At 30.0% G+C, this 19,510-nt stretch carries 21 protein-coding genes; 8 read left to right on the plus strand and 13 right to left on the minus strand.

The genetic code is table 11. The features are described from left to right. Positions 1-84 precede the first annotated feature (84 nt). The gene (locus tag AJN69_RS04280) at positions 85-1,431 is read left to right on the plus strand and encodes a coproporphyrinogen III oxidase family protein (RefSeq protein ID WP_053872675.1); all 1,347 of its coding nucleotides are present in this window, start codon (positions 85-87) and stop codon (positions 1,429-1,431) included. Here AJN69_RS04280 and hemJ read toward each other — a convergent pair. The 4 genes from hemJ to AJN69_RS04300 all read right to left on the minus strand — a co-directional run bounded on the left by hemJ (position 1,428) and on the right by AJN69_RS04300 (position 4,783). Continuing rightward, positions 1,428-1,880: a protoporphyrinogen oxidase HemJ gene (gene hemJ, locus AJN69_RS04285; protein ID WP_002861126.1), complete on the minus strand. Its 453-nt coding sequence runs from the start codon at positions 1,878-1,880 to the stop codon at positions 1,428-1,430. The genes AJN69_RS04280 and hemJ overlap by 4 nt on opposite strands. Then, positions 1,864-2,334, minus strand: a complete 471-nt coding sequence (gene lspA / locus AJN69_RS04290) for a signal peptidase II (protein ID WP_044793899.1) — start codon at positions 2,332-2,334, stop codon at positions 1,864-1,866. Before lspA ends, hemJ begins: the two co-directional genes overlap by 17 nt. Beyond that, positions 2,327-3,664, minus strand: coding sequence for a phosphoglucosamine mutase (glmM, locus tag AJN69_RS04295; RefSeq protein ID WP_070210138.1), 1,338 nt, complete (start codon positions 3,662-3,664; stop codon positions 2,327-2,329). Before glmM ends, lspA begins: the two co-directional genes overlap by 8 nt. Positions 3,665-3,757: 93 nt before the next feature. After that, on the minus strand, positions 3,758-4,783 hold the full coding sequence (locus tag AJN69_RS04300) for a cytochrome-c peroxidase (RefSeq protein WP_053872645.1): 1,026 nt from the start codon (positions 4,781-4,783) through the stop codon (positions 3,758-3,760). Between the two features lie 199 nt (positions 4,784-4,982). On the opposite strand from AJN69_RS04300, the gene plsY reads away from it, so the two are divergent. From plsY to AJN69_RS04325, 5 genes are all read left to right on the plus strand, one after another. After that, positions 4,983-5,591 (plus strand): glycerol-3-phosphate 1-O-acyltransferase PlsY, encoded by a 609-nt coding sequence (gene plsY / locus AJN69_RS04305; RefSeq protein WP_002921511.1) that lies wholly within the window; start codon positions 4,983-4,985, stop codon positions 5,589-5,591. Further along, the gene (locus AJN69_RS04310; protein ID WP_002857609.1) at positions 5,576-5,893 is read left to right on the plus strand and encodes a dihydroneopterin aldolase; all 318 of its coding nucleotides are present in this window, start codon (positions 5,576-5,578) and stop codon (positions 5,891-5,893) included. Before plsY ends, AJN69_RS04310 begins: the two co-directional genes overlap by 16 nt. A 78-nt stretch (positions 5,894-5,971) precedes the next feature. Then, complete coding sequence (gene hsrA, locus AJN69_RS04315; protein WP_002857553.1) at positions 5,972-6,643, plus strand: homeostatic response regulator transcription factor HsrA; 672 nt, start codon at positions 5,972-5,974, stop codon at positions 6,641-6,643. Positions 6,644-6,755: 112 nt separating this feature from the next. Continuing rightward, positions 6,756-7,001 (plus strand): YfhL family 4Fe-4S dicluster ferredoxin, encoded by a 246-nt coding sequence (locus AJN69_RS04320; RefSeq protein WP_002854647.1) that lies wholly within the window; start codon positions 6,756-6,758, stop codon positions 6,999-7,001. After that, positions 7,001-8,461, plus strand: a complete 1,461-nt coding sequence (locus AJN69_RS04325; protein WP_002866641.1) for a Ppx/GppA phosphatase family protein — start codon at positions 7,001-7,003, stop codon at positions 8,459-8,461. The genes AJN69_RS04320 and AJN69_RS04325 overlap by 1 nt, the downstream gene beginning before the upstream one ends. Here AJN69_RS04325 and AJN69_RS04330 read toward each other — a convergent pair. The 9 genes from AJN69_RS04330 to AJN69_RS04370 form a co-directional block, all read right to left on the minus strand. Beyond that, complete coding sequence (locus tag AJN69_RS04330) at positions 8,458-9,261, minus strand: hypothetical protein (RefSeq protein ID WP_070287902.1); 804 nt, start codon at positions 9,259-9,261, stop codon at positions 8,458-8,460. The genes AJN69_RS04325 and AJN69_RS04330 overlap by 4 nt on opposite strands. After that, complete coding sequence (gene fliN, locus AJN69_RS04335; RefSeq protein WP_002824739.1) at positions 9,262-9,570, minus strand: flagellar motor switch protein FliN; 309 nt, start codon at positions 9,568-9,570, stop codon at positions 9,262-9,264. Further along, complete coding sequence (locus AJN69_RS04340; RefSeq protein WP_002854524.1) at positions 9,570-9,992, minus strand: chemotaxis protein CheX; 423 nt, start codon at positions 9,990-9,992, stop codon at positions 9,570-9,572. The genes fliN and AJN69_RS04340 overlap by 1 nt, the downstream gene beginning before the upstream one ends. Before the next feature lie 70 nt (positions 9,993-10,062). Beyond that, positions 10,063-10,812 carry a tryptophan synthase subunit alpha gene (gene trpA, locus AJN69_RS04345; RefSeq protein ID WP_070287903.1) on the minus strand — a complete coding sequence of 250 codons (750 nt, stop codon included), beginning with the start codon at positions 10,810-10,812 and terminating at the stop codon, positions 10,063-10,065. Beyond that, the gene (trpB, locus tag AJN69_RS04350; RefSeq protein ID WP_044778488.1) at positions 10,805-11,983 is read right to left on the minus strand and encodes a tryptophan synthase subunit beta; all 1,179 of its coding nucleotides are present in this window, start codon (positions 11,981-11,983) and stop codon (positions 10,805-10,807) included. The genes trpA and trpB overlap by 8 nt, the downstream gene beginning before the upstream one ends. Beyond that, positions 11,980-12,579, minus strand: coding sequence for a phosphoribosylanthranilate isomerase (locus AJN69_RS04355; protein ID WP_070248589.1), 600 nt, complete (start codon positions 12,577-12,579; stop codon positions 11,980-11,982). The genes trpB and AJN69_RS04355 overlap by 4 nt, the downstream gene beginning before the upstream one ends. Then, the gene (gene trpD / locus AJN69_RS04360; RefSeq protein ID WP_002857539.1) at positions 12,566-14,167 is read right to left on the minus strand and encodes an anthranilate phosphoribosyltransferase; all 1,602 of its coding nucleotides are present in this window, start codon (positions 14,165-14,167) and stop codon (positions 12,566-12,568) included. Before trpD ends, AJN69_RS04355 begins: the two co-directional genes overlap by 14 nt. After that, positions 14,164-15,414, minus strand: a complete 1,251-nt coding sequence (locus AJN69_RS04365) for an anthranilate synthase component I family protein (protein ID WP_070248593.1) — start codon at positions 15,412-15,414, stop codon at positions 14,164-14,166. Before AJN69_RS04365 ends, trpD begins: the two co-directional genes overlap by 4 nt. Before the next feature lie 164 nt (positions 15,415-15,578). Next, positions 15,579-15,704, minus strand: a complete 126-nt coding sequence (locus tag AJN69_RS04370; protein ID WP_002854718.1) for a hypothetical protein — start codon at positions 15,702-15,704, stop codon at positions 15,579-15,581. 121 nt (positions 15,705-15,825) lie between these two features. On the opposite strand from AJN69_RS04370, the gene AJN69_RS04375 reads away from it, so the two are divergent. Together AJN69_RS04375 and uvrA are read left to right on the plus strand one after the other, a co-directional pair. Next, complete coding sequence (locus AJN69_RS04375) at positions 15,826-16,611, plus strand: sulfite exporter TauE/SafE family protein (RefSeq protein ID WP_002857375.1); 786 nt, start codon at positions 15,826-15,828, stop codon at positions 16,609-16,611. 72 nt (positions 16,612-16,683) lie between these two features. Then, positions 16,684-19,509, plus strand: coding sequence for an excinuclease ABC subunit UvrA (uvrA, locus tag AJN69_RS04380; protein ID WP_070287904.1), 2,826 nt, complete (start codon positions 16,684-16,686; stop codon positions 19,507-19,509). The last annotated feature ends 1 nt before the right edge of the window (position 19,510 follow it).

Genomic DNA, 19,510 nt, shown 5'->3' on the forward strand with positions numbered 1-19,510 from the left:
TATTTAAGAAATAAAAAATTTACTCCTATTTTAGCTAAAAATTGATAAAGTTATACCTTAAATATTTTAATATATAGGCCACTTATGAATTTATTTCAAAATTTAGCTTTAAAATACTCTCATACTATGATGGAAAAATCCCTCCAAAAAGGTTTCAATGTCGAACTTTTAAAACAACCCAAAGAAAAAATTCCAAAACAAGACAAAAGCTATATGCTTTATGCCCATGTACCTTTTTGCCATACTTTTTGTCCTTATTGTAGCTTTCATAAATATTATTATGATGAAAATTTAGCCAAAGTGTATTTTCAAAATCTTAGAGAAGAAATTAAAATCATGAAAGATAAAGGTTTTGATTTTAGCTCCATGTATGTGGGTGGTGGTACAACACTGATTAACGAAGAGGAATTATTAAAAACCTTAGAACTTTGTAAAAAGTTATTTAATATAAAAGAAATTTCATGCGAAAGCGATCCAAATCATATTGATCCAAATAAGCTTTCTATGTTTAAAGGTATAATTGATCGTTTAAGTTGTGGGATTCAAAGTTTTGATGATGAAACTTTAAAAAAAGTGGCAAGATATAATAAATTTGGTTCATCTAAAGAACTTCAAGAAAAAATTTCAAAAGCTTTAGGAATTTTACCTATTTTTAGTATAGATCTTATTTTCAATCTTCCAGGACAAAGCGAAAAACAACTTTTAAATGACTTAGAAATTGCTAAAAATTTAGCCCCGCAACAAATCACAACCTATCCTTTAATGAAATCAAATCTTACCAAAGATAATATCGCTAAAAGTTTAGGAGTAAGCATTAAAGATAATGAATTTACTTATTATCAAATCATATGTGAATTTTTTAAAGACTATACCCAAAACAATGGTTGGAGTTTTTCTTTAGAAAAAAACAAGCTTAATGACGAATATGTTAGTTCTCATCATGAATATCTAGGAGTGGGCAGCGGGGCTTTTAGCTTTTTAGATGGGGAGCTTTTAATCAATGCATTTAATCTAAATGATTATGCTAAATTTATACAAGAAAAACAAAATGCTAATATAGCCAAAGCTTGTTTTGATAAAAAAGAAATTATCAAATATGTCTTTTTAACTGAAATTTTTTCAGGAAAAATAGAAATTGATCAATTTAATAAAACCCTAAATTGCAACCTCGAAAAAGAACTTTTCATAGAACTTTTAGGGCTTAAAACAAGTGGTGCCATCATAAAAGATCAAAATGCTTTAATCGCAACTGAATTTGGTCAATATCTTTTTGTGGTTTTAATGAAAGATTTTTACACAGGAATGGATCTTGTGCGTGCAGTATTTAGAGATGATAAGCGTCTTAAAAATAAAGATTATATCGATATCATGAAAGAAAATATTGATCCGCTTAACTCCGCTAGTATGGAATTTAAAGCGGAGACAAACTAAAAGGGGCGAACAACCATCATTAAAGCGATAATAATAAACATTATAGTTGGGAATTCATTATAAATTCTAAAATATTTCCCACTTTTAGCAGAAGTATCATTTGCTAAAGCTTTTAAACAATAATAATTATGTATATGGAAAATAATCAAAAGTGTAACACAGGTAAGTTTAACATGCATAAAACCCGAACCTACCATTAAAACTTCCTTATGAGCATGCAACATTAAACTTCCTGTGATTAAAGTCACAATCATTGCAGGAGTTTGTATATAAAAATAAAGTTTTCTTTCTTGAATTTTTACAATCTCGACAAAACCTTTATTGTCTTTATGTTCAGCATGATACACAAAAAGACGAGGTAAATAAAAAAGACCCGCCATCCAAGAAACAAATGCCAAATAATGCACCCATTTAATCCAAAAATAATAATCATTAATCCATTCTGTCATCTTTTTTCCTTTTTTTAAATATTTCTTGTACTAAAATCAAAGCTACACTTATATTTATCATGACATCTGCAACATTAAAAATAGCAAAATTAAACCATTTATGCCAAAAAAACATATCCACTACACCTCCATGTATAAAACGATCCAATAAATTTGAAACACCAGCACCAAGCATCATTCCAAAAGCTATATTATGAGTTTTTAAAAGTGTTTTTTGCCAAAAAAGATAAATAAAAAGCACGCCAATTAAAGCAAGATGTAAATATTTTAAATTATGCTCTAAAAAACTCAACATTGAAAAAGCTACGCCTGTATTTAGAGCATAAGTTAAATCTAAGTATTCACTCTGCCATCTAAGTCCTGCTAAAGTTAAGGATTTTACCCATTGATCAAGAGTAAAAACCAAAACAAAGGCACCCCAAAAATAAAAAATAAATTTAAAAGTTTTAGCCATTTAAAGCTTTCTTAAAAAACTCCACAACATTTTTCATTTCTTTTTCTAAGAGCTTAATATCTTTAGCTTCTAGCAAAAGTCTTATCAAATTTTCTGTTCCAGAATAGCGAAATAAGGTATTAATATTTTTATTTTCTAAATCTTTTTTTAATTCTTTTAAACCTTTAATTTTATCTAAATCTTTTTTTTCTGCAATTTTAAGATTGATTAAAAGCTGAGGATAAGGTTTGACTTGACCCAAAATAGAGCTTGCAGATTTTTTCTTAGAAAGCATTAAAGCGCTAAATTGCAAAGCAGCTATCAAACCATCTCCAGTTTTTGCATAATCGCTAAAAATAATATGTCCGCTTTGCTCTCCGCCAAAATTTCCACCATTAGCTTTTAATTTTTCAAGCACATATTTATCGCCCACATTACAAGTATCAAGTTCTATGCCATGTTTATTTAAAAACTCTTTTAAAGCACCATTACTCATTATAGTAGCCACAATACTTGATTGTAATTTACCTTGTTCTTTAAGATAAAGCGCTAAAACCCCTAATAAACTATCTCCATTAGCCACTTCTCCTTTTTCATCTACAACCACCAAACGATCTGCATCACCATCAAAAGCAAAGCCCACATCTGCACGCAAACGCTTTACCTCAGCAGCTAAATTTGCAGGATGTAAAGCTCCACAATTTTCATTGATATTAAGTCCATTAGGTTTATCGCTCATTACTATAACTTCAGCACCTAATTCCTTAAAAACAGTAGGTGCTACCTTATAAGCTGCCCCATGAGCCACATCTAAAACCACACGCAAAGACTTTAAAGTAAGATCTTTTGGAAAAGAATTTTTAATAGAAACAATATACCTTCCTATAACATCATCAATTCTTTTTGCTTGACCAATTTTTTCCATATCCACCTTAGAGGCTTGTATAAGCTTATCATCAAAATAAATTTCTTCTATTCTTTTCTCTATATCTTCACTGAGTTTATTTCCATGAGCATCAAAAAATTTAATACCATTATCATAATAAGGATTGTGAGAAGCTGAAATCATAATCCCTGCATCACAACGCATATCTTCAGTTAAGAATGCAATCGCAGGAGTTGGCATAGGACCAATTTGTATAACATTATATCCTATAGAAGTAAGCCCTGAAACAATAGCATTTTCTATCATATAGCCGCTTCTTCTTGTATCTTTTCCTACTAAGATATTATTAGTAATACTTTTATCTTTAAAATAAATACCCGCAGCCATTGCCAAACGCATAGCCAAAAAACTATCTAAAAATTCACCCGCTTTTCCACGAACTCCATCAGTTCCAAAAAGTTTCATTGCAAACCTTTCTAGCAAAATTTAAAGACAATTATAACAAAGCTAAGATAAAGAAATTTAAACAAGCTCTAAAAATAGAGCTTGCTTGGAACCTTATAGTTCAGGTTTAGGAGTTCTTTCGGTAGAAATAGGAAGTTGTGGATAAACAATTGCTGGTTTTGTTCCTGTTAAAGATTTTAAGAAAGTTTCAATACTTTTTGCTTCTTTATCAGAAATTTTAATGCCAAGTTGCACACTACCCATTTCCTTAATAGCATCTTTTAAATTCCAAATCGCACCATTATGAAAATATGGAGCAGTTTCAGCAACATTTCTTAAAGTTGGAGTTTTTACCATGCCATTTGCATCACCTTTAAAATCACCTAAATTTGCAAATTTATATTTACCAGCAACTTCAAACGCTTGCATATTGCCACCTAAATTCACACCATTATGACAAGCTACACAACCCTTGTCTATAAAAAGCTTTAAGCCTTTTTGTTCTTCTTTTGTTAAAGCTTTTTCATCGCCTTCTAAAAATTTATCAAAACGAGATGGAGTGATCAAAGTTCTTTCAAAATTTGCAATTGCATCAGCAATATTGTCAAAATTTACACCGCTTTTACCATAGATTTTTTTAAACTCACTCACATATTCAGGCAAAGATGAAATTTTTTCTACTGCAAGTTTAGCAGGAGTTGCCATTTCAGGATCAGCTTGGATTGGACCTTTAGCTTGATCGGCTAATGTTCCTGCACGACCATCCCAAAATTGAGTACTATTTAAAACTGCATTATAAACTGTTGGTGAATTTAAATGATGAGGATTTGCTGTCCATTTATGACCTATTGCAGTACTGATTCCATCTATTCCACCAAGTCCTACATTATGACAGGTATTACAAGAAATGATACCACTTTTTGAAAGGCGTGGTTCAAAATAAAGCTTTTTACCAAGCTCTGCTTTTTCAAGAGTAAATTCACTAGCCTTTACTCCATTTTGTTTTAAAATTTCATCAACGCCTTTTTGATCTTTTGGTAAGGCAACAAGACCTGAATTTTTAGCTTCATCTATAAGACTTGCAGCATTTAAGCTTGAAAAAGCAACTAAGGATGCGATTAGCAATGATTTTACTTTCATTTACAAACTCCTATTAAAGATAAATTAAAATAAAATAATAATCATTTAGAGCTTAAATAAAAATAAATATTATTGAAAAATATTTATAATTAATTAATACTATTTTTATCTTAAAAATTATTTTTTGTTTATTTATTTTCATAAGATATAATTTTTAGTTATAAATCTTAAAATTTTAAGATGATTTGAAAAGGATATTATGGAAAATTTAATAATTTACGCTTTTATATATCTTTTAGGTTCAATCCCTTTTGGGCTAATCCTAGCTAAATTTTTTGCTAAAACTGATATCAAAAAAGAAGGTTCAAAAAGTATAGGGGCAACCAATGTTTTAAGAGTAGTAAAAGAAAAAAATCCCAAACTAGCAAAAAAACTTGCCATTGCTACAATAATTTTAGATTTTGCAAAAGCAGCTATTCCTTTACTAATCTTGAAATTTCTTCATTATGATCAAGCTTTGCTTTGGAGCGTGGCAGTTTTGGCTATTTTTGGACACTGTTTTTCAATTTACTTGTTATTTGAAGGAGGGAAAGGCATAGCAACAGGAGCAGGTGCTATGATAGTTTTGCTTCCATTGGAAGTGCTTACAGCATTTATTGTGTGGGTAGTTATTGGAAAAATTTTTAAAATATCTTCGCTAGCTTCTTTAGCAGCGTTACTTGCTTTTGTTGTAAGTTCTTTTATATTTAATTATGACTTAGAAATTCATACACATGCACCCGTTTTCATTATCGCTTTTATTATAGTATATAAACATCTACCTAATATTAAAAGATTGATTTTTAAAGAAGAATGCAAAGTCATATAAAAATAAAATTTCACTTTAAGTGTATCATCGGTATATTAGATTTCGAAAGAAGGAAAAAACAAAAAATTATTATCAAGCTTAAAGCTAAAGCAAATGAATTTTTAAATTATGCAGAGGTAATTACCAAAATTAAAAAATGGTATAAAAAAGAAGAATTTTACACCCTTGAAGAGTCTTTAGACTTTGTAAGCTTAAATTTAAAAAAAGATTTTCCTAATTTAACCAATCTTAACATAAAAATTTTCAAACCCCATATAATAAAAAATGCTACAGTTGGGGTTAAATTGAAAAAAAAATATTAATTTTTTTTTAAAGATATCTAAACATTTACTTAAGCTATGATATAATTCTTTAAATTTTTCTTAATAAGGATAGAACAAATGAGAATTTTAGTTATAGAAGATGAGATTAGCCTAAATAAAACAATTATAGACAATCTTAATGAATTTGGTTATCAAACCGATTCTTCTGAAAATTTTAAAGATGGAGAATACTTTATCGGCATTAGACATTATGATTTAGTTTTAGCAAACTGGACTTTACCTGATGGAGATGGAGCGGAACTTGTTAACACTATTAAACATAAATCTCCAAGAACTTCAGTTATGATTATGTCTTCAAAAACAGACAAAGAAACAGAAATCAAAGCTTTGAAAGCTGGAGCTGATGATTTTGTTAAAAAACCTTTAGATTTTGATATTCTACTCGCAAGAATTGAAGCAAGACTAAGACTTGGCGGAACCAATGTTATTAAAATTGAAGACTTAGTTATTGATCCAGATGAGGAAAAAATTACTTATAAAGGTCAAGATATAGAACTTAAAGGAAAACCTTTTGAAGTTTTAACGCACTTAGCAAGACATTCGGATCAAATTGTATCCAAAGAACAACTTTTAGATGCCATCTGGGAAGAACCTGAGCTAGTAACTCCAAATGTTATCGAAGTAGCTATCAATCAAATTCGTCAAAAAATGGATAAACCATTAAATATATCTACCATAGAAACAGTTCGTCGTAGAGGATACCGTTTCTGCTTCCCTAAAAAATCTTAACAATTTTGCACCTTCGGTGCAAAAAATTTATCTTTATTTCTATTTTTATATTTTATTTAAGTTTGGTTATTGTATAAACTAAAATTATTTTTTAAATTTTTGAAAGGTTATGATGTCTCTTTTAATTACAAAAGACTGCGTATGTTGTGATGCTTGCAGAGAAGAATGTCCTGATGAAGCTATTTATGAAAATAGTCCAATTTATGTAATAGACCCTGATCTTTGTTCAGAGTGCGTTAATGATTTTTCAGAGCCTGCCTGTATTGTTGCTTGCCCATATGAATGTATCATTCCTGATCCTGATAATGTAGAAACTATAGAAGAATTAAAACTCAAACATAGAGATAGAGAATTTTAATGGCAAAAAAAACAGCCGTTGTTGATCTTGGCTCAAACTCCATTAGAATGGTGATTTTTGAAAAAACTTCTAGATATGGTTTTTATACAACTTGCGAATACAAACGCAAAGTAAGACTTGGAGAAAATGCTTATAATAATGGCAAAATTCTCCAAGAAGAAGCCATGCAAAGAGCTGAAGATGCTTTAGCTTTTTTCAAACAATGCGCTTTAAAGCATAAATGCAAAAAAATATTTATAGTAGGCACATCAGCCTTAAGAGATGCCCCAAATTCAAAAAATTTCATTAAGAGAATCAAAGATAATCTGTCTTTAAATATACGCTGTATAGATGGAAAAAGCGAAAGCTACTTAGGTGGTCTTGCGGCTTTAAATTTATTAAGTCCTTTTAAGGATGGAACCACTTTAGACATAGGTGGTGGTTCTAGTGAATTGTGTTTAATAAAAAATAATAGAATTATTTCTTGCATATCTCTTGATATTGGCACTGTTAGGCTAAAAGAATTATTCTATGATACTGGAAAAATGGATTCTTTAGAAGAATTTATAAAACCAATTTTAGAACAAATTCCTAAAGAATTTTGCAATCAAAACCTTATTGCAATAGGTGGAAGCTTAAGAGCAATATCTAATTCCATCATGCAAAAAAATTCCTATCCACTGAAAAATTTACATGATTTTCGCTATATGCTAGATGAAGAAAAAGGACATATTTTAAAAATTTTTAATTCAAACTTAGACTCTTTAATCAATTTTGGCATAAAAAAGGATCGTTTTGATACCATTAAAGAAGGTATATTTATTTTTTTAAAGATTGCGGAAAAAATAAAAGCCAAGCAAGTTATCACGAGTGGAGTTGGAATCAGAGAAGGAGTTTATTTACAAGATTTGCTTCGTCCTAAAATCACTTTTCCACCAAATTTCAATCCTAGTTTAAAATGTTTACAAGATAAATTTTTACAATCAAAACAAAAAAATAAAACTCCACATTTTGCTCTGCAAATTTTTACAACCCTTAAAAATCTTCATAAACTTAATGATAACTATAAGCATACTTTACTAAATGCTGCTAAATTATGCCATATTGGAGAATATTTAAATTTCTATTTTGCTAATGAACACTCTGCTCATTTTGTACTAGGTGGATTAAATTATGGATTTTCGCATAAAGAAAAAGCTTTAATTGCTAGCATTATTAAGCTTAATGGAAAAAAAGTTAATCCTTATAATCTTGAACCCTATAAACAACTTTTACCCAATATTCATACCATTTCATGGCTTAATTTTATTTTGTGCTTAGCTAAAACTTTAAGCACAAATGAAGATAAGATTGATTTTGCTTTTGCAAACAATACTCTTTATATATATCAAGAAAACAAAATTCTTAATTTACCCAAAGATGAGCTCAAAAAAATTGCAAAACCAGCTACCATAGCATTAGCAATCAATCAAAAAATTTAAGATTTTTTACCTTTTTGACGCTGCTCTATAAGATTTTGAATTCTTTTTTTATTCTCTTCAAAAAAAGAATCAAAATTTTTCTCTGTTTTTTCTGTATGTTTTATTATTTGTTCCTCTGGAATTTCAACACTTTCTAAAAGTACATTGGAATTACCTATTATCATTGTATAACGTTTGTTGGCGTGATCAAAAACAACAAGTTGATTATTTTTATCTAAAAATCTTTGGAAAATCATAGTAAAATCTCTAGAAACATTGTTATTTTTATAAACCATAGTCTTTTTAAACCACCAAAGCACTATTAACAAAATAACTAAAATCAACATTACTAAGATATAATTTGTATAATCATACCCTTCTAAACTTGTACTTTTTGGTTTAGGCATTAATTCTTGAGAATTATTCGCAGTAGTTATAGGTGATGCTACAGATTCGATATTTGCTTTCCCTTGCTCTATAGCTCGTATTCTTACTCCAAATTTATCATTGATAGAGCTAAGTTCTAAATTAATATTTTGTTTATTTTGTAGCATAATATAGGTATTATTATTTTTAGAACTAATACTAATTTTATCTACAAGCTGAGAGTTAAGTTCTTTTAATTCATCTTTAGAATATGTTAAATCACTAAAAGTTAAAAGAGTTAAATTTTTTTCTTTTTTTTGAGAAATCTTGCCATTATAAGCATTATCAAAAGAAAGCATTAAATCTACTCGGTCATTTCTATCGTAGATATTATAACTAATCAACTCAACACTATATAAAGGTAAAATTAAAAAAAATAATACTAGTAATCTCATTTAAATTTCTTTTTTAAAGTATTGAAGCACAGTCTTAGAATCCAAAATTTCATTAATTCTTATAGCGAGATTTTTTTCATAAACCATAACCTCGCCTTTGCCAAAAATTCTTTTATTGATATAAAGCTCAACGCTTTCTCCAGCAGGCTTTTCAAGATCAATAACCGAACCTACTTCAAGTTTTAAAAGCTCCGCTACACTCATATTTGTAGTTCCAAGCTCGCTTACAAAATCTACTGTAATATCTAAGATATCTTCATAAGATTGTAAAAGCCCATGATGAATGTTAAACTCTATATCATCGCTCATTATTTGCAATATCCTATTCTAAAATAACAATTTTCAAATTTATAAGTTAAAGCTTCATCTAGAACTATTTCAGAAAAATCAACTTTTCCTAAATATTCCGGAATTCCGAGTTTATACTCGTCATCACCCTTGGCATCATTTAACAAATTTTTAGCATAACCTATAATCTGATTGGCGCATTCTTTAGTTAAATCGCACCAGTCATCTTCTTTAAATTTTTCATCATTAATTAAAATTTCTGCAATTTTTTTTAAAAATTCTTTTGGAAAAAATAAATAAAAATTACATTCTCCTTCGCTTTTGCCCATGATAGGAATACTCGCTCCATAAAGTTCACCGCTTATATCTTGAGCTGCTTCAATGCGAAGTCTTAAGATATGCTCGCAAAAATGAGTGATGGAATACTCAAGAATCTTTAACATAGCTATCACCTTTATAAAAAACTTAATTTAAAATTATAGTAAATATAAAATAAAAATATGTTTTAAAATTTTATTTTTTGAAAATTTCTTCAATATCTTTCATTATTATATCCAAATTTCCTTGTTTAAAACACTTTACTATACTAGTTCCTACAATCACTCCATCAGCAACTTTTCTCATTCTTTTTACATCTTGATTATTTTGAATGCCAAAACCTACAAAAATAGGCAAATTTGTAAAAGATCTGATTTCTTTTACTTTATCTTGCAAGATTGCTTCTTCGACGCTTTTTGTACCTGTAATACCTATACTTGCTAATAAATAAATAAAACCTTTAGCATGTTTTACTAACTTTTTAACCCTTTCTTTAGATGTTGTAACACTTACAAGTGTAATTAAGGCTATATTATATTTTTCACACTCTTTAATTAAATCATCACTTTCTTCAAAACTCAATTCAGGTACAATCAAAGCACAAATCCCTAAAGATTTTGCTTTTTTCACAAATTTTTCCAAGCCATAAGAAAAAATTAAATTATAATAAACCATAAAAACCAAAGCTTTTTTAGTTTTGATCCTAGTTAAAAGCTCAAAAACACTATGAATATCCGCACCTTGATCAAGAGCTATTTTTGCCGCATCTGCAATAATCTCACCATCGGCAATAGGATCACTATAAGCAACACCAAGTTCTAAAATATCAATAGGGCTTTGATCCAATCTTTGCAAAAAAGCTTCACTTGTTTGAAGATTTGGATAACCTAAAACCGTATAAGCCACATTTGCATTTTCTTTATAAAATTTTCTAAAATCAACCATAAATCACCCCTTTTTTATAATCTCTAATCATTTGCATATCTTTATCTCCCCTACCTGAAAGATTTACTACTATCACGCTTTTCTTTTTTAAAGTTGGACAAAGTTTTTCTAAAAATGCCAAAGCATGCGAACTTTCAATCGCTGCAATAATACCTTCTTCTTTACAAAGTAATTTTAAAGCCTGCATACATTCTTCATCACTTATAGCATGATATTGCGCTCTTTTGCTTTCAAATAAAAAAGCATGCAAAGGACCAATTCCTGGATAATCAAGCCCTGCAGAAACACTATGTACAGGCAAGATATTGCCTAAATCATCTTGTAAAACCTTGGTTTTCATACCGTGAATAATGCCTGTTTTTCCCTTATTTAAAGTCGCTGCATGATAAGGCGTATCAATGCCAAGCCCCCCTGCTTCAATACCTATAAGTTTAACATTTTCATCTTTGATAAAATCATAAAATATTCCTGCTGCATTGCTTCCACCCCCAACAGCTGCGATAATATAATCTACTTTTTTATTGAGTTTTTGAAGTTGCATTTTGCATTCTTTTCCTATAATGCTTTGAAAATGCGTTACTATTTTAGGATAAGGATAAGGACCTACCGCGCTTCCAACCACATAAAAAATATTTTTAATATCCCCAACCCAAGCTTGAATAGCTGCAGTAGTAGCTTCTTTTAGAGTTTTAAGCCCACTTTGTACTGCATGAATTTTAGCACCCAAAAGCTCCATTTTATAAACATTTAAAGCCTGTCTTTGCACATCGATTGCCCCCATATAAATTTCACATTCAAGTCCTAAAAGTGCTGCTGCAGTGGCTGTTGCAAGTCCGTGTTGACCTGCTCCTGTTTCTGCTATGATTTTTTTCTTTCCCATTTTTTTTGCTAAAAGGGCTTGAGCGATAGCATTATTGATTTTATGTGCTCCAGTATGATTTAAATCCTCGCGTTTTAAATAAATTTCATGCTGATATTTTTTGCTTAAATTTCTAGCAAAATAAAGTGGAGTAGGACGGCCTACATAAGTTTTTAAAAGCTCGTTTAATTCTTTTTTAAAGAGTTTATCTTTAGAAAATTTCAAAAAAGCACCTTCTAGCTCATTTAAAGCAAACATTGCACTTTCAGGCAAAAACTGCCCACCAAAATCCCCATAATACGCTTTTTTCATTTTTTCAACTCCTTTAAAATTTGTTTTATTTTATTGATATCTTTTAAGCCTTTTTCATCTTCAAGTTTTGAATTAAGATCTAAAATTTTAGCTCCTGTTTTTACAGCCTTATGAATATTATCTAAACCTATGCCTCCAGCTAATGCAAAATCTTTAGCATAAGAACTTAATAAAGTCCAATCAAAACTTATTCCATTACCGCCCTTTAAAATTCCCTTAGCATCAAAAAGCACTAAATCAGCAAAAATTTCACTTTTTAAATCTAAACTATCTTCCACACTTATCACCTGCCATACAAAAACATTTTGCACCTTTAAAATTTCAAATTCTTCTTTGGTAATAGTGCGATAAATTTGTACTCCATCAAGCTTAACTTCTTGAATACATCTTAAAATTTGTTCCAAATTTTCATCTACAAAAACACCGACAACTTTTTTATCTTTTTCATGAAAAATTGCACTTAAATTTCTTGCTTGTTCTAAACTCACTCTTCTTGGACTTTTAGCAAAAATAAGTCCAAAAAAATCAATATTTAAAAAAGCTAAATCTTTAGCATTTTTTTCATCTTTAATGCCACAAATTTTAAGCTTTAGCATAAGCTTGATACTCCTTAAAATACTCTATAACTTTACCTGAATAAATGGCTTCTAAAATTATATCTTTAGCCACTAAAGGCGAACTTGCTTTATTGGCTGTATAAAGTGCAAACATAGCATTTAAAACTACTAAATCAAATTTTGCCCCTTGCATTTTACCACTTAAAATATCTTTTAAATCCTTAGCGTTTTCATATACACTAGATCCTATGATTTCACTATGAAAAGCTCTTTTAAAACCAAATTGTTCAGGACAGATAGAATACTCTAAAATTTCTCCTTCACAAAGCTCATAAATTTTACTTTCATCGCAAATACTAAGCTCATCCATACCATCATTTCCTCTTACCACTAAAGCTTTTTTGCGTCCTAAATTTTTTAAAACCTCTATCAAAAGCCTATGCACAGGTGCGTGATAATTTCCCATAAGTTGATATTTTAACTTTAAATTAGGGTGCAATAAAGGACCTAAAACATTAAAAACCGTTCTTACTCCAAGCCTTGATCTGATCTCTTTAAGTTCTCCTACTAAAGGATGGAAAAATGGAGCATGTAAAAAACTAAGCCCTTGATTGTTTAGTTGTTTTAAAGCTGATTCTAAAGTGTTTGGAGTAGTTATATTTAAAGCTTCTAACACATCTGTACTTCCGCTAGAACTTGAAATGGCACGATTTCCGTGTTTGGCTACTTTTACTCCTAAAGCTGCTAAAATAAAAGCACTAGTCGTAGAAACATTGATACTTTTAAAACCATCTCCACCTGTTCCACAAATATCAATCATCTCACTCTCATCACTAAAAGTTTGAGAATATCTTAAAATTTGTCTTACAAAAGCACTTAAAGATTTTTCATTTAAAGACTTTTCAGTGATTAAAATCAACAAAGCCGCCACTTGCAAAATTTCATAATCTTTAGACATAATAATCTTACAAATTTGCTCAAAATCATCGCTTTGTAAAAAATGATTTTCACTCATTTTTTGCAAATAAAAACTTAAAGGATTTTCTTGTTTTTGTGATTTTTTTATATCTTGTTTTAAAAAATTAGAAAAAAGCTGTAAGCCATATTCACTAAAATAGCTTTCAGGATGAAATTGCACACCATAATAAGGTAAATTTTTATGTCCCAAAGCCATAATCACACCCTTTTCATCAAGGGCTAAAATTTCAAGCTCATCACTAAGCTGTTTAACCTCTAAAGAATGATAACGCATCACGCTAAAATTTGAAGGCAAATTAGAAAATAATTCATTTTCCTTGCATTGTTTTATCAAAGAATTTTTTGCATGCATAGGCTCTTGCATCTTAACCACTAAAGAATCAAAAGCTAAAGCTAAAGCTTGATGTCCTAAACAAATGCCCAAAACAGGGATATTAAGCCTTGCTTTAAAAATTTCAAGACAAATCCCACTTTGACTTGGATGCTTTGGACCAGGACTTAAAATAATATGAGTAGGATTTAAATTTTTAATTTCACTCAGAGAAATTTCATCATTTCTTCTTACTAAAATTTCATCATTGCTGAGTTGCTCTAACATGCTTTTAACATTAAAAACAAAAGAATCATAATTATCAATTAAAAGTATCATTGATTTTCCTTTTTTAAATTTTCAAAAGCTACCAAAAGCGCCCTACGTTTAGCACAAATTTCTGCATATTCTTTTTGACTCTCACTTTGCAAAACAATACCCGCCCCACTTGCCAAATAAGCCTTATCTTGAGTAAAAAAAGCGCAACGAATTAAAATCGCTAAAGTTATGTCTTCGTTAAAATTTAAAAATCCTACCGCACCACCATAAACTCCACGATCGCAATCCTCAAGCTCACTAATGATCTCTAAAGCTCTTATTTTAGGAGCTCCGCTTAAAGTTCCCGCTGGAAAAACTGCCTTAATCACATCGAAAATACTCGCATCTTCTTTCATATTGGCATACACTTCACTCACTATGTGCATTACAAATTTATTTTTAATAATAGAAAAAAGATTTTCCACTCTTGTTTGAGTGCCAAATTTAGAAGCATCATTTCTTGCTAAATCTACAAGCATCTTATGTTCACTAAGTTCTTTTTCATCACTTAAAAGATCTTTTTCTAAAGCTAAAAGATCACAGTTATTTTCCAAATTTCTAGTTCCTGCAATAGGGGCTAAATAAATCTCTCTTTTTTTAATTTTTAATAAAAACTCTGGAGAAGAACCTAAAACAACGCCATATTTGCTTGGAAAATAAAACATATAAGCACTTGGATTTAAAGTACTTAAACTCTCATAATAATCAAAAGCATTTACTTGATGCTTGATGCAAAGTTGCTTACTTAAGACCACTTGAAAAATATCTCCACTTAAAAGATATTCTTTAGCTTTTTCACACATTTTTAAAAAATCATTTTTTTCATCTTCTAAAGAGTTTAAAATTTCAAAATCATTTTTTTGCTTCTTTTTCATTGGTTCAATATCATCTTTTAAATATTCAAAATATTTTGAAGCACCAAATTTAAAAAACATCTTGCTATTTTTCTCATAAATCAAATAAGCTTTAGCATTGGCAAATAAAAATAAAGGAAAATCATAATTTTTCTTAGAAGAAAGTGGAATTTTTTCAAACAAAGATACAAAATTTGCACTAAAAACTCCAAAAAATCCAGCAAAGTCGCAAATTTTATTCTTGCTTAAAGCTTCATAATATTTTGCTTTAAACTCGCTAAAGGATAATTCATTAGCATCTAAATAATCACAATCAATCCCTATAATTACCTTAGTCAAATCCTCTGCAAAATAAGAATTTTCAAATTTTTCAAGGATTTGTCTGTAATAAAAATTTACATTTTTAACAAACATAATAAACCTTTTTTTAAAAAATAAATTAAAATAATATTAAAGAAAAAATTTAGATAAAAAGAAGTTTAGAAACGCCAAGAGCGAAGAGTATGTGTAAGTTTTAAAATCAAAGAATTACTAAAAAAACCATTTTCACTCATCTTTTACCTTTCTTATAAAATATTTCAAAAATTAAGACTTTTATGAAAATTTTTAAAGTCTAAATTAATTTTAATCAATAAATATAAATTTTGCTTTAAATTTAAAATAAATATTATAAAATCTTTATATTTTATAATATTTTGAAACATTTTTACGATGCTTAAAGTTACCAAAAAATATTCTATTGTTATAAAAAACTAAGATAATACTTAGCTTAATAAGATAAAATTATTCCGTATTTGAAATATTTAATATTTTTTAGGAAAAGCTATGGAAATCACAGATTTACCTTATCTAATCATAGGAATCATTTCAGGTATTGCTTCTGGACTTTTTGGCATTGGTGGAGGTATGATTATCGTTCCTTCTATGTTCGCACTTGGAGCAAGTGCTCACCATGCTATCGGAATTTCAGTATTGCAAATGATTTTTGCAGCAGTTTTTGGCTCTTATATTAATTATAAGAAAAAAAATCTAAATCTTAAAGATGGTATTATGATAGGTTTTGGAGGGCTCATAGGGGCAAGCTTTAGCGGAATGCTTTTAAAAGCTTTAAGTGATGTAACTCTTACTAGCGTATTTTTGGCGGTAAGTTGTATATTTTTTATCAAATATGCTTTTGGAATTAAAGAAAACATTGTGCAAAATCAAAGAAGCGTTTGGGTAAAGAATGTCATTTTATTTATTGCTGGAGCTTTTACTGGTATTTTTGCTATTTCTTTGGGAATTGGTGGTGGACTTTTAATTGCTCCGATTTTAGCTTATTTTTTAGGCTATGATAGTAAAAAAGTTGTTTCTTTATCCTTGTTTTTTGTTATTTTTGCTTCAGTCTCTGGTATTATATCTTTTTCAAATTCTGGAGTTATAGACTCTGAAGTTATTCATAAAGGAATACTAGTAGGTATAGCTTCTATGGTTGGAGTTTTTATAGGAATTAAAATCATAGAAAAAATGCATATTTCAGCTCATAGAAAAATTTTACTTTGCGTATATGCCTTATCGATACTTGGAACCACCCACTCTTTACTTAATAAGCTAAATCTTATAAATTTTTAACTTGGATTTATCCAAGTTCTTTTAATATTATTATGCTAAAATCTTAAATTTATTTAATGTTTAGGAAAGACTATGAACGATACCATAAAAATCATTGGTGCAAGAGAAAATAACCTAAAAAATATCCACCTTGAAATTCCCAAAAACAAACTCATTGTTTTTACAGGACTGAGTGGGAGTGGAAAATCAACCCTTGCTTTTGGCACTCTTTATGCCGAGGGACAACGCCGTTACATAGAAAGTTTAAGTGCTTATGCCAGACAATTTTTAGATAAGGTGGGCAAACCTGATGTCGATAAAATCGAAGGTTTAACTCCAGCCATTGCTATAGATCAAAAAACCACTTCTAAAAATCCACGCTCGACTGTGGGAACCATCACTGAAATTTATGATTATCTAAGACTTTTATATGCAAGAGTGGGTATTCAACATTGTCATCAATGCGGACAAAAAATCTCATCTATGAGTGCAAGTGATATAGTCAGTGAAATTTTAAAATTTCCAAAAGGTGCAAAAATCATCATCTACGCCCCACTCATACGAGAAAAAAAAGGAACTTATGCAGATTTGCTTGAAAATTTACGCAACAAAGGCTATGTAAGAGCTCAAATTGATGGAGTTTTGGTAAGACTTGATGAAGAAATTGAACTAGCCAAAACCAAAAAACACACCATTAAACTTGTCATAGATAGACTTGAAATTCAAGAAGATTTACTTTCTCGCCTTGCAAGCGATATAGAAAAAGGTTTACAAGAAAGCTTTGGAGAAATAGAAATAGAAGTTTTAAATCATGAAGAAATAAACCTTAATAAACACTATCATTTTAGCGAGCATTCAGCTTGTTTTGATTGTAAAATTTCCTTTGTTCCACTTGAACCTTTAAGCTTTTCTTTTAATTCTCCAAAAGGAGCATGTGAAGCTTGTGATGGACTTGGAATTCGTTATACTTTAGATATGAAAAAAATCATCGATGAAAATTTAAGCCTCGAAAATGGTGCTGTTAAAATCATGTATGGTTTTAACAAAAGTTATTATTATAAATTCCTAATCGCCTTTTGCGAACAAAATGAAATTCCTATCAAAATACCTTTTATGCAATTAAGCGAAGAACAAAAACGCCTTGTATTGTATGGTAATGCCAAAACTATAGAATTTCTTTGGAAAAGAAATCGTCTAAAACGCACTTTTGAAGGCGTGGTTAAAATGGCTTATGAAATGCTAAAAGATGAAAAAGATTTAGCCGAATATATGAGTGAAAAAATTTGTAAAGACTGCGGTGGGCATCGTTTAAAACCCGAAAGTTTAGCCGTGAAAGTAGCCAAAAAAGGCTTGGGTGAAATTTTAGATATGAGCATAGAAGATAGTACGGCCTTTTTTGCAGATGAGAAAAATTTTTCTTATTTAAGCGAGCAACAAAAATTTATTTCTAAACCTATCCTAAAAGAAATCAACGAAAGATTGTTTTTCTTGTATGATGTGGGGCTAGGTTATCTTTCCTTAGGGCGCGATGCAAGAACGATTAGTGGGGGTGAAGCACAAAGAATCCGCATAGCTTCACAAATTGGCAGTGGTTTAAGCGGAGTGATGTATGTCTTAGATGAGCCTAGCATAGGACTTCATGAAAGAGATACTGCAAAACTGATTAAAACTTTAAGAAATTTACAACAAAAGGGCAATACCCTAATTGTCGTAGAGCATGATAAAATGACTATAGAAGAAGCAGATTTTATTGTGGATATTGGCCCAAAAGCAGGAAAATTTGGAGGTGAGGTTGTATTTAGTGGAACTTATAAAGAACTTTTAAAAAGCAAAAGCGAAACTGCACTTTATATGAATGGGAAAAAACAAATTTCACAACTTCAAAACAGAGCACAAAAAGAATGGCTTGAACTTAAAAATGTAAATATTAACAATATCCAAGATTTAAGCGTAAAATTTCCTTTACAAAATTTAGTCGCTATAACAGGAGTTTCAGGTTCTGGAAAAAGTTCTTTGATACTTCAAACCCTACTTCCTTTTGCACAAGAGGAATTAAACCGCGCTAAAAAAGTTAAAAAACTTGGTGGGGTGCAAATAGAAGGACTTGAAAAACTTGATAAAGTCATTTATCTTGATCAAAGCCCAATTGGACGCACACCACGTTCAAATCCTGCCACCTATACAGGCGCTATGGATGAAATCAGAAATCTTTTTGCCGCCACTAAAGAAGCTAAAATGCGTGGTTATAAAGCAGGACGCTTTTCTTTTAATGTAAAAGGGGGAAGATGTGAGAAGTGTAGCGGAGATGGAGAAATCAAAATAGAAATGCATTTTTTACCTGATGTTATGGTGGTTTGTGATACTTGCGGGGGCAAACGCTACAATGATGCCACGCTAGAAATCAAATATAAAGGCAAAAATATCAGTGAAATTTTAAATATGAGTGTTTTAGAAGCGAGTGAATTTTTTACAGCCGTTCCTAAAATCAAACAAAAATTAGACACTCTAGTAAAAGTGGGCTTAGATTATCTAACCCTAGGACAAAATGCCACCACCTTAAGTGGAGGTGAAGCACAAAGAATCAAACTTGCCAAAGAACTAAGTCGTAGCGATACAGGAAAAACCCTTTATATACTTGATGAGCCTACAACAGGACTGCATTTTGAAGATGTTAATAAACTCATCTTAGTTTTACAACATTTAGTTGATCTTAAAAATTCGGTTTTTGTGATAGAGCATAATTTAGATGTGATTAAAAATGCTGATTATATCATCGATATGGGGCCTGAAGGCGGAGTTAAAGGCGGCAAGGTTATTAGCACAGGAAGCGTGGAAAAAGTCGCTAAAGAACACAAAAAAACCCGTTCTTACACAGGATATTATCTAGACTTAGAGCTTAAAAATACACAAAAATCATAAT

The sequence above is a fragment of the Campylobacter sp. BCW_4338 genome, assembly GCF_001763255.1.
GTDB lineage: Bacteria > Campylobacterota > Campylobacteria > Campylobacterales > Campylobacteraceae > Campylobacter_D > Campylobacter_D jejuni.